7 protein-coding genes and 2 pseudogenes are annotated in these 10883 nt (G+C 57.1%); 8 read left to right on the top strand and 1 reads right to left on the bottom strand.

From position 1 onward, the window contains the following. Window positions 1-116, top strand: a pseudogene (locus ABF824_RS13805) (arsenical resistance protein ArsH); the annotation flags it as partial. 191 nt (window positions 117-307) lie between these two features. Here the strand turns inward: ABF824_RS13805 and ABF824_RS13810 are convergent. Continuing rightward, entirely contained in the window at window positions 308-874 is a 567-nt protein-coding gene (locus tag ABF824_RS13810) for a cytochrome b (protein WP_415489585.1), read from the bottom strand. Between the two features lie 194 nt (window positions 875-1068). On the opposite strand from ABF824_RS13810, the gene ABF824_RS13815 reads away from it, so the two are divergent. The 7 genes and pseudogenes from ABF824_RS13815 to ABF824_RS13845 all read left to right on the top strand — a co-directional run bounded on the left by ABF824_RS13815 (window position 1069) and on the right by ABF824_RS13845 (window position 10829). Next, a complete protein-coding gene (locus ABF824_RS13815) occupies window positions 1069-1764 on the top strand; it encodes a VIT family protein (protein ID WP_415489586.1) in 696 nt (231 codons plus the stop codon). Window positions 1765-2073: 309 nt separating this feature from the next. Then, window positions 2074-2836: pseudogene (locus tag ABF824_RS13820) on the top strand (IS5 family transposase). Window positions 2837-3208: 372 nt separating this feature from the next. After that, entirely contained in the window at window positions 3209-4522 is a 1314-nt protein-coding gene (locus ABF824_RS13825) for a TolC family protein (protein WP_415489587.1), read from the top strand. Next, window positions 4519-5715 carry an efflux RND transporter periplasmic adaptor subunit gene (locus ABF824_RS13830; RefSeq protein WP_415489588.1) on the top strand — a complete coding sequence of 399 codons (1197 nt, stop codon included), beginning with the start codon at window positions 4519-4521 and terminating at the stop codon, window positions 5713-5715. Before ABF824_RS13825 ends, ABF824_RS13830 begins: the two co-directional genes overlap by 4 nt. 7 nt (window positions 5716-5722) lie before the next feature. Next, on the top strand, window positions 5723-8800 hold the full coding sequence (locus ABF824_RS13835; protein WP_415489589.1) for an efflux RND transporter permease subunit: 3078 nt from the start codon (window positions 5723-5725) through the stop codon (window positions 8798-8800). Next, entirely contained in the window at window positions 8797-9465 is a 669-nt protein-coding gene (locus tag ABF824_RS13840) for a response regulator transcription factor (RefSeq protein WP_415489590.1), read from the top strand. Before ABF824_RS13835 ends, ABF824_RS13840 begins: the two co-directional genes overlap by 4 nt. Next, window positions 9462-10829, top strand: a complete 1368-nt coding sequence (locus ABF824_RS13845; RefSeq protein WP_415489591.1) for a sensor histidine kinase — start codon at window positions 9462-9464, stop codon at window positions 10827-10829. The genes ABF824_RS13840 and ABF824_RS13845 overlap by 4 nt, the downstream gene beginning before the upstream one ends. Window positions 10830-10883: the final 54 nt, after the last annotated feature.

Raw genomic sequence — 10883 nt, forward strand, 5'->3', positions numbered from 1 at the left:
TAGATGTCATGGAGGAACTGATGAAGTTCACATGGCTGCTGCGCGACCGGGCCGGTTACCTAGTGGATCGCTACAGTGAACGGAAGACAGAATTCCGTCTCCCGGAAAGCCTGTGAGCCGGGCAATGATCGAATGGTTTGCGTCATGATCGCTGGGACGACGCCCATCATGCGTGGTCGAACAGTGCCATGGACCCGAAATCCATGTGAAGCTGCTGATGGTAATGAAAGAGCATCGTCCCTTGTTGCTGGCTATCCGGCATCACGCTGTTGCCCGGTCACGCAAAAAGAATGGGTCTCCGGCCGCCTCACGAACGGCACGAGAAAGCCCACGGCAGCATGCGTCCCAGAACTTTGTCCTGAAGGACAAACTGGTGAAACAGAGCGGCCACGCCATGACCTGTCGCGAGGCCGACAATCAGCCAGGCGTTCCAGTGATGCAACGCCTGAATCCAGGCGAGCACTGCTGTCGGAAAATGGCCGAACGGAGCAGAAATCAGGAGGCCGAAAAAACTCATCGTCTGTCCGGCACCCCATCGCCAGAGATAGCCCAGTACGATTTCAGCCATAAGTATTGCGTAGAGTGTATATTCCACGCTGAGGGCGAATATCCGGTCCGCAGGCTGGAGGAGTTCCGACAGGTGCCTGCCCTTCGTGAGGCGCCAGACGATACGGAACGTCATGATTGCGGTCAGCAGGATACCGACGGTCAGATGCGCCACGACCATAAGATGATGGACGGGCTTTGCCGGCCAGCTCCAGGTCTCGCCAAGAGCGAACTGAAACAGCACCAGAAAGACGGTCGTCCAGTGAAGGATGATTGTCGGTCTGTCGTAGTGCAGGGTATCGGTGATGTCCGATGCTGGATAAGGCATGTGGATTCCGGAAAAAATGAAGCCTGACTCCCCTTGATATCATGCTTTCCTGACAGGAAACTGAACAGAACAGATTTTTCGCAAATGCAAATAATATTGAAAATAACTCGCAAAATCAGAATAAAATACCTGTTGTCGTAAAGCAGCATTGCTGCCTAATACAGAACTGTATTTATAAGGAGCACAGGCGTCTTATGTCACGTCTTCACCCTCAGTCCGAACGCCATGCCGTCGAGAAACTGGGATGGCTGCGTGCGGCTGTTCTCGGGGCCAATGACGGAACTCTGTCGACCGGAAGCCTTATTGTCGGGGTCGCCAGTTCCAATGCGACGCATAGTAGCATTCTCATCGCGGGGCTGTCGGCGCTTGTTGCCGGTGCCCTGTCGATGGCGGCTGGCGAATATGTTTCGGTCAGTTCCCAGGCGGATTCAGAACATGCCGATATCGCCCGCGAAAAACAGGAACTGGCTACGGACTGGGACGGGGAAGTCAACGAACTGGCCAGGATCTATCAGAAAAGAGGTCTGGATGAAGACCTCTCGCATAAGGTCGCCGTCTCTCTCATGAAACATGATGCACTAGGCGCGCATGCACGAGATGAACTGGGCCTTTCAGAGGCCACCGCAGCACGCCCTGTACAGGCGGCGTTCGCCTCAGCAACAGCTTTTTCGTCTGGCGCAATGCTGCCCGTCATGGCTGCCGTTCTGGCACCTGCGACCTGGGTTTCATGGAGTGTTTCCCTCACCTCAGTCATCACTCTCGCCATTTTGGGTGCTGTCGGCGCCACGGCTGGCGGCGCACAGCCCTTGCGGCCGGCTTTGCGGGTAACGTTCTGGGGCGTCATCGCCATGATCGTTACGAGCGGGATCGGTCATCTATTCGGTGTGTGATCCAACCCCGGACACTTCGATGTTTAATCAGTTCAGTCTGGGTCATAAAAATCTGTCAGCGGCCGGCTGAAGACAGTGGATGAAATAATTGTATTTTATAAAATATATGTGAATATCGTATATTTTCAGAAGATATTTCTTCTGAAGGCTATTGCGGATCACGTGAATGATCCCCGCTGAGGTTGCGACGTTCATTTACACGCGGCACCGCCAGCGCCGTCGGAAAATGCAACTTAGGCTCAGGATCTGTTAATATCTTGAACTGAGCCGGATGTTGTGATTCACAGTTTTACCGATGGAGGTGAAGCTGTGAGTGACGTGTTTTTTCTTTCTGAGCGCCAGATGGAACGGATCAGGCCGTTTTTTTCTCTGGCGCATGGTGTGCCGCGAGTGGATGACCGCCGTGTTCTGAGTGGGATTGTTTACGTGATCCGCAACGGCTTCAGTGGAAAGACGCTCCGAAAGCGTATAGCCCGCACAAGACGTTATACAATCGCTTTATCCGCTGGAGCTGCCTCGGTGTCTTTGACCAAATTTTCACCGCCCTGGCTGAGCAATCAGGACGGTCAAAGCGCCTGATGATTGATGCGACACATCTCAAGGCTCACCGGACATCGGCCTCCCTGCTTAAAAAAGGGCTTTTCCCCGCTATATCGGACGGACAAAAGGCGGCCTGAACTCAAAGCTCCATGCCGTGTGTGATGGTCAGGGCCGTCCGGTCCGGCTGCATCTGACTGCAGGGCAGGTCAGCGATTTCAAAGGCGCAGACGTGCTTCTGGCAGACCTCCCCGACGAGACAGAAGAAGCGATCGCGGACAGAGGGTATGACAGCAATAAAATCAGGCAGTCTCTCGCAGACCGCAATATCACCGCCTGTATTCCGCCGAAGAAGAATCGGAAATCAAAACCGCCTTACGACTGGCATCTGTATAAAAAGCGCCACCTCATCGAAAACATGTTCGCAAAAATCAAAGACTGGCGACGTGTTGCGACTAGATACGACCGGTGCGCTCACACTTTCATGTCCGCAATCCACATCGCAGCAAGCTTCATCTTCTATCTTAAAGAATGAGTCCTGAGCCTAGTTCACTTCACCAGGCATCCCGGTCTAATCATTCCAGAAGCGCATATCTTTGCGGACATTCCGGCGATCATCTTCCCCGGACAACAGCAATGGGAATTCCGGTATAAATCCGCACAATTCATGGTTGCTACGGGACCTTTCCATTTTTTCATAAGAGAGAAAATTTTCTGGTTTCTCTGAATATGCCGAAATCATGAACGCTGCTTCAGCCGGACAACAGTCCGGGCGCCAGTCTCACTCAGAGTATAGAGCCTGACATCAGTTCGGTATGGCGTTCAGGAACCTGTCAGCTTCATCTGGTATGCTGAAAATCCTGCAGCGGTTCTTCAATGCAACAATACGGAAAGCCGACAGAATTTCATGTGTGCTCGTCATGTTGATTATCTGGTCGTGGCTCGTAATTCGGAATGGGAAGTTATTCACTTCCCTGACATCCGCTCGATCTATGTCGCTCTTACCTTGATTTTCATCTGCTTTTCTTCGGGAGTTATTTCAAAGGCCAAAGCTCAGAGCATCTCATTCTCTCAGGGAGTTGAGGCGGCCTGGGCCATTGATCCGGGTCGGACTGAACTGAATACAAACTATCGCTCGGCGACAGCACGGGCCGACGCCGCCGGGTCCTGGTTCGCTGGCGGTCCGACTGTATCCGGGCAGTATTTCGACGATCATGCGATAGGCAGCAATGAAGGTTACACAACCTATGAGGGGAACGTGTCTGTTCCGCTCTGGCTGCCTGGACAGGGGAGCGCCACCTCGAAAGTCGCGAGAACCGAAGCACTGACCGTACAGCAAAAGCTGCATGTCGAACGGATGGTAGTCGCCATGAAGGTCCTGGATACCTCTGCCAGTGTGTTGCTGGCCCGACGGCGTCTCGGTATCGCTCGTGCGCAGCAGGAGACGCTGGAAAAAATCAAATCGTCTGTCCACCAGGGGGTCCGGTCTGGTGAGATGACGCTGGCTGATGAGCATGCCATTTCGGCCGAACTGGCGAATGCATCCAGTGAATGTTCCCAGGCGACCGAGCAGATTGAAACGGCGACATCGGCGCTTGGTATCGTGCTGGGTCGCCCCGGGATCCCGGAAATCCTTTCCTATGATGATCCGGCTGTAGCGCGTGCAAGGCTGACTTCCGCCAGAGTTCTCGAAGACAACGATCCGCGTGTGAAGGCCGCACAGCAGGCCGTCCGTACTGCGGAAGAGGGCGTGCGTCTGGCAAAGGCTTCATTCATGCCCAATCCGGAAGTCGGCATCGGCGCGATTCATGAGAAACAGTACGGGAGTCCGTGGGATGATCGGGTAGGCGTTACAGTTTCTGTCCCGCTGCCCAGCGATGTCCGGGATGTCCCGATGGAGGCCGATGCCAGAAACAAACTGGCTGCAGCAACCAGCCAGGAGCAGCAGGCGCGCCGCAGCGTACGCCAGGAACTGGCACAGGTTTTTGCTCACCTGACAGCTGCAAAGGACATGTTCAGAAATTCAGTGTCGTCTGCTGACGACATGAACAGCCGCGCCAATGAGATGAACCGGTCGTGGCGGGTCGGGGAGACATCCCTGATCGAACTTCTGCGTGCCAGAGCTGCCGCATATGGCGCGCTGCAGATGCGCAATCAGGCAGAGATCGCCTGGCATGTCGCAATCATCCGGACATTAATCGCAACAGGGGAATTCCAGTGAATTTCAGAATAGCTGCCACCGGCCGCCGGAGGTGGCTTCTGGCACTCTTCTGGCTTTCGGGCGTGCCCATACACCCCGCGTCGGCGACGGAAAATGGACAGGTCATCACGATGGGAACTGCCGCACAGGCGAATGCAGGCCTCGCGGTCTCCGTGGTGCACCACGGCGCACTTGGGAAAAATCTTGATGCAATGGGAACTGTCATGGCTGAGGCGAGCCGTATCGTTCGAATTCACCCTGCAGGATCAGGAAAAGTTCTGACTGTCGCTGTTGTGCCGGGCCAGCATGTCCGTCAGGGCGAGGTTCTTCTCACGTATCAGGATCACTCTTTGCATCTGGTCCGCCTTGAGATGGCCAGAGCCCAGTCCGCGCTGGCGACGGCACTGGCGGCCTACCAGAACGCCGCCGCTTCCTACAGCCGGGGACGTCTGCTCGAAGGCGCAACGGTCGCTGCTGGTGAGACCAAACGTCGTCTGGCAGTTTTGCAGACAGCGAAAAACGATATTGCCGCCCGACAAGCCGATATCGACACGCTGAACCATCAGCTCAAGGAGGAATATAATTCCGTTACGGAATCCGACAGGGTCCAGACCAGCACCTCCGATGAAACATCGGCGATCATCGCGCCCGCAGCTGCGGAAGTGCAGAATGTATTTGTCGGTGTTGCGGACGATGTCTCTCCCTCCACGGAACTGATGACCCTGTTCGATATCTCTTCCATCTGGATTGTCTCGGACATCCTCCCGCAGGACGCCGCTCAGGTGGTGGAAGGTGGCGAGCAGACCACGGAACTCGTGTCGGACGCAGGGACGACCCTGCTGACATCGAAGATAACCTCGGTCGGTGACATGGCGGACCCTGCCACGGGCCTCGTTCGTGTCATAAGCGTTGCTCCCAATCCGGAAGGCCGTCTTCATCCCGGCATGTTCCTCAACACCCATCTGCCGACGCGCGAAAAGACGACAGGCATCCTTGTGCCGGAAAGCGCTGTCACGGAAATCAACGGCGAGAGTTTCGTCTTTGTGCCAGCGGGTCCGAACCGTTTCCGGCCACAGGAGGTGCATGTCGGAGCTTCGGGCAATGGGCAGAAAGTCCTCACATCCGGTCTCTCAGCGGGGGAGCGGATCGTGACGCACGGCGCATTCGCCCTGAAGGCGGTGATGCTGGTGTCGGATATGGATGACGGAGACTGAGAGCGTCATGCGTAGATTTCTCTCCGCTCTTCAGGCCCGACGCTGGCTGGTGCTCGGGGTGCTCGGTCTGATTTTCATCGCCGGATGCGTCGCCGTGCGCGGCCTCCCTGTGGAAGCCGTGCCTGACATCTCCCCCCGGCAGGTGCTTGTGTCCGTCGTTGCACCGGGTCTTGCCACGGAAGAAGTCGAGCGGCTCATCACCTTTCCGATTGAGGCCAGCATGGCGGGCATCCCGGAGATGACGGATCTCCGGTCGGTTTCCCGCTCGGGGGTCTCCGTCGTTTATCTCCAGTTCGCCGATGATACGGACATCAATCTCGACCGTGCCCGTGTGCAGGAACGGCTTCAGCAGGCCAGAGACGCGATCTCCGTGCCCGGGATCAGCGTGAATATCGGACCTCTGGCGACCGGGCTCGGTGAGATCATGCAGTTGCAGATCAAGGGCGACGGTTATTCCCTGATGGATCTGAACCGCCTGATGACATGGACGGTCGCGCCCCAGCTGAAGCTGGTGCCGGGCGTCGTGGACGTCAACGTCAACGGTGGCGCGGAACAGACCTTTCAGGTGGCGCTCGATCAGGCGCGCCTTCTGGCGCTCGGCGTGTCGGTCGATGACGTTTTCCGGGCCGTGGACAGCAACAACTCCGCATCCGGCGGCGGCTGGATCGAACATGGAGAGGAACAGCAGATCGTCGTCGGGCGCGGGCTGATTGGTTCGCTCAAGGATTTCGGGGCCGTTCCGGTCCGTACCAACGCCAACGGCTCCGCCATCTTTCTGCGGGATGTCGGGCGCATTTCCATGGGACCGCGAACACGGCTTGGCGCGGTCACGCGGGATGGTCAGGGCGAGATTGTCATCGGTGTCGTCATGATGCGTATGGGAGCGAGTTCCGACGCCACGCTGGCGGCCATCAATGCGGCGCTTCCCGATATTCGCCGGTCCCTTCCCAAAGGCGTGACGCTTGAACCCTATTATGTCCGGTCGACACTGACGGACAGCACCATCAGAACGGTCAAGGAGAACCTTATCGTCGGAGCGCTTCTGGTAATCAGCGTTCTGATCGTGGTCATCGGTGACTGGCGAGCGTCTCTGGTCATTGCCTCCGTCATTCCGTTTGCGCTGGTCTGCGCCATGACTGGCATGCGCTGGTTCGGAATTTCGGCCAATCTGCTGAGTCTCGGAGCCATTGATTTCGGGATGATCGTCGACAGTTCCCTTGTCGTGGTGGAAAGCCTCATGACCCACCGCGCCCGGGATCAGGCCAGTGGACAGAAGACGCCGCTGGCCACTCTTGCGATTGCATCGGCGTCGGAAGTTCTTCGTCCCGTGAGCTTCGGCATTCTTGTCATTGTCATGGTCTATCTGCCGATTCTGACCCTGCAAGCCATCGAGGGCAAGATGTTCCGGCCCATGGCGCAGACAGTGATCATGGCCCTGCTGGCTTCACTGTTCTACTGCATCGTCGGGGTGCCGGTGCTGGCGGCTCTGGTGATGAAATCCGTCGGCCGTCACAATGATACGCGCCTGGTGGCGGTTCTGCGGCGTGGATACGGTCCTCTCCTGAACTGGTGTGAGCATCGTCCCCGGATCCTCTTCGGCACGACGACAGTCATTTTTGCATTTTCCATCTGGGTCGGGCTGCATCTCGGCGGGGAGTTCATTCCTTCTCTCGGGGAAGGCGCACTGACGGTGACAACGACACGCCTGCCTAGTATCTCGCTGCCTCAGGCTCTGAAGGAAGTCAGTATTCAGGAGCGTATCCTGCGCCGGTTTCCCGAAGTCACCGCCGTTGTCAGCAACACGGGAACGTCGGCGATCCCCACAGATCCGATGGGCGTCAACGAGACGGACAGTTTCATATTCCTGAAGCCGCCATCCCAGTGGACCACGGCTCGGACGCAGGAAGGCCTCGTGACGGCGATGAGCAGGGTGCTGAGCGACGAACTGCCGGAAGTGGCGCAGTCATGGAGCCAGCCGGTACAGATGCGGATGGATGATCTCCTGTCCGGCGTCCGGACACAGATCGCCGTCTCCATCTATGGCGACGATCTCGCCACGCTGGCGCGTTTAGGCGACAAGGTGGCGGCCGTCCTGAAAGCCATTCCCGGAGCAGCCGACGTGGCGCCTCAAGGAAAGGGAAGCGTTGCGTTCATCCATATCGACATCGACCGCAGACAGGCGGCGCGTCTTGGCGTCTCCCAGCAGGAACTTCTGAATGTGGTTGAAGCTGTCGGCGGTCATATCGGAAAGCCCATCACAGTCGGTGATGCCCTGATCAGCACGCAGATTCGTTATGATCCGGCGCAGGTCGGCACACCGGACCAGATCGCCCGCCTCAGGATACGTCGTGCGGACGGACGCGGGGCGGTTTTGCTTTCGGAGGTGGCGAAGGTCGCGGTGCAGGATGGCCCACCCCGCATTGGTCGGGACAATATCCGCCGTCGTCTGATCGTGCAGGCCAATGTGCGCGGGCGTGATCTGAGTTCCTTTGTGACGGAAGCACAGAAGGCCGTCAGCACGAAAGTCAGTCTGCCCGCGGGCTATCGCATGGTCTGGGCGGGGCAGTTCCAGAATCTGCGCTCGGCCATGGCGCGTCTGGAAGTTGTCGTACCGATCGCCCTGACGCTGATTTTCGCGTTGCTTGTCGCCGCCCTGAATTCCATTCGACTGGCCGGACTTGTTTTCATCAATCTGCCCGTCGCTGCGACAGGCGGTATTCTGGCGCTTACCGTTCGCTGCCTGCCGTTCAGCGTCTCGGCGGGGATCGGCTTTATTGCCCTGTTTGGCGTCGCGGTTCTGAACGGTGTAGTGCTCGTGACCGCGATAAGCTCCCTGCGTCTGACGGGTAAAAGTGCGGCACGCGCGGCGTTCGAGGCGGCGGAAGAGCGTTTCCGTCCGGTGATGGCGACCGCTCTGGTCGCCAGTCTGGGCTTCATTCCCATGGCTGTTTCGACCAGCGCTGGCGCCGAGGTCGAGCGACCGCTGGCCACGGTCGTGATCGGGGGACTAATCTCCTCGACCCTTCTGACGTTACTTGTGCTGCCATCGCTCTATGCTCGTGTCATGAAGAATCACGTCTCATGAAAATCCTGATCATCGAAGATGAAAGCGCGCTTGGCTCGGCTGTCAGGGACCGCATTCGACAGGCGGGGCATGTCGCCGACTGGTTCAGAACCCTTTCGGACGCTCGTGCGGCGCTGCGGGCCTCGTCCTATGATTTTCTGTTGCTGGATCTCGGTCTTCCGGATGGCAATGGTCGGGACCTGCTGCGGGAGATCCGTCGTGATCGTTCTCCGCTGGCGATCCTGATCACAACTGCCCGCGATCAGATCAGCGACAGGATTGCCGGATTATCGGACGGGGCGGACGACTATATCGTCAAACCTTATGATCTGGACGAACTTGTCGCCCGTATCGAGGCCGTCGCTCGGCGTTATGTGGCTCTGCCCGACAATGTCGTGACGATTGGCGATATCGAGATTGATCTCTCTCGTCGGCAACTCAGACGCAACGGACTGGATGTCGATCTTTCCGCGCGGGAGTGGGCCATTGTCGAACTTCTTGCCCGTCGTCCGGGGGCGCTGTGCAGCCGTGAACAGATCGAAGACGCTCTTTATGGTCTCAGCGATGATGTAGAGAGCAACGCCATTGAGGTTTTCATCAGCCGAATACGCAAGAAAACGGAAGCAGGTCTGATCGTGACAGTCCGCGGACGGGGCTACAGCCTCGCAGGAACGGCGCCACGATGAAGCGCTGGAGTCTGGCGTCCCGCATCGTCTCAGGAACCCTGATCATTGTCCTCGGGGCGTTGGTGCTTCTCAGTGTTCTTGTCGCGGCTTTTACCCGTTATGAAGTCACGGAGCGTCTCGATAATTCCTTGCAGGAAGTGGCCGAACGTCTGGAATTCGTTATTGGTGAACTGGATAAAAACGGTCCGACATCTGCCATGCCGGGCGGACAGGTCGCGCGCCTGCCCGGTGTGAACCGGCGCACTCTGGCCTATCAGATTGCTTCAACGGACAGTCAGCTTGAGGTCCGATCACAGAATGCACCGGAGACGCTGTTCGTTCCGCATCTGAAAACGGGATTTTACAATATCCCGTCGTTCCGGGTGTATGTCGTGCCTTCTGTCTCCGGCCATCATTACATTCTGGTGGGCGAGCCGACTTTTCACAGAACTGAAGCCGTAAGGCGGGCCATTCTGATTTCAGTCCTGCCGATGGTGATCTTCTTCCCGGCGATCTGGCTTCTGGTCCGGTGGCGTGTGCGTCGCGCCATGCAGCCTCTTACAAGTCTTCAGGAGGAGATCAGAAGCCGAGGTGGAGCAAATCTGGCTCCTATCCCGCCGCTGGATCTGCCCGAAGAACTTGTCGCAATCCACTCTGCCGTTAACCTTCTGCTGGACCGCCTGAAAATGGCGCTTTCAACCGAACGTGCGTTCGCCGCCAATGCAGCCCATGAACTCCGGAATCCCATCGGAGCGCTTCTGGCACAGGTGCAAATTCTGAGAAGCCTGCTTCAGCACTCGGAACATGAAGAACGTGCGACGACCATCATGCATCAGGCCCGCAGAATTGGCCGGATGATGGAAAAGCTTCTTCAGCTGTCCCGTGCAACATCGGGGATCGCTCTCGGGGAGGACAGATTTGATCTGGTGCCTGTCATACGGTTTCTGGCGCAAGAACTTGAGCGGGAAAAAAAACAGATCATTGAACTCTCAGGAGCGTCTTGTCTCATGATCCGAGGCGACATGGATGCTGCTGGTATCCTGTTTCGCAACCTGCTGGAAAATGCCGTTCTTCATGGCTCTTCCTTACAGCCGGTACGCGTGGTTATCACAGAGGATTGTGAAGTTCTGATTTCCAATGACTGTGATCCTCTCACACCCGAAATTCTACAGGATATGGAAAAGCCTTTTGTGAGAGGCGCAACAGATGCGGAAGGAAGCGGGCTCGGACTTGCGATCGTTCGTCAGATATCGCTTCAGTTTCGGGCAGATATCGCGATTACTTCTCCTGCTCCGGGCAAAGCAAGAGGTATCATTGTTTCTATCCGCTTCCCTTCTGGTGACACCGAAACCAGCGCAAGATTTAAAGAAATCAATTCAATATGATCCCTCGCCTTTTCGTGGAACCGCGACTGCCGCCTGTCTGCTCTGTTCACCAAG

The sequence above is a fragment of the Acetobacter sp. genome (assembly GCF_047721705.1).
GTDB lineage: Bacteria > Pseudomonadota > Alphaproteobacteria > Acetobacterales > Acetobacteraceae > Acetobacter.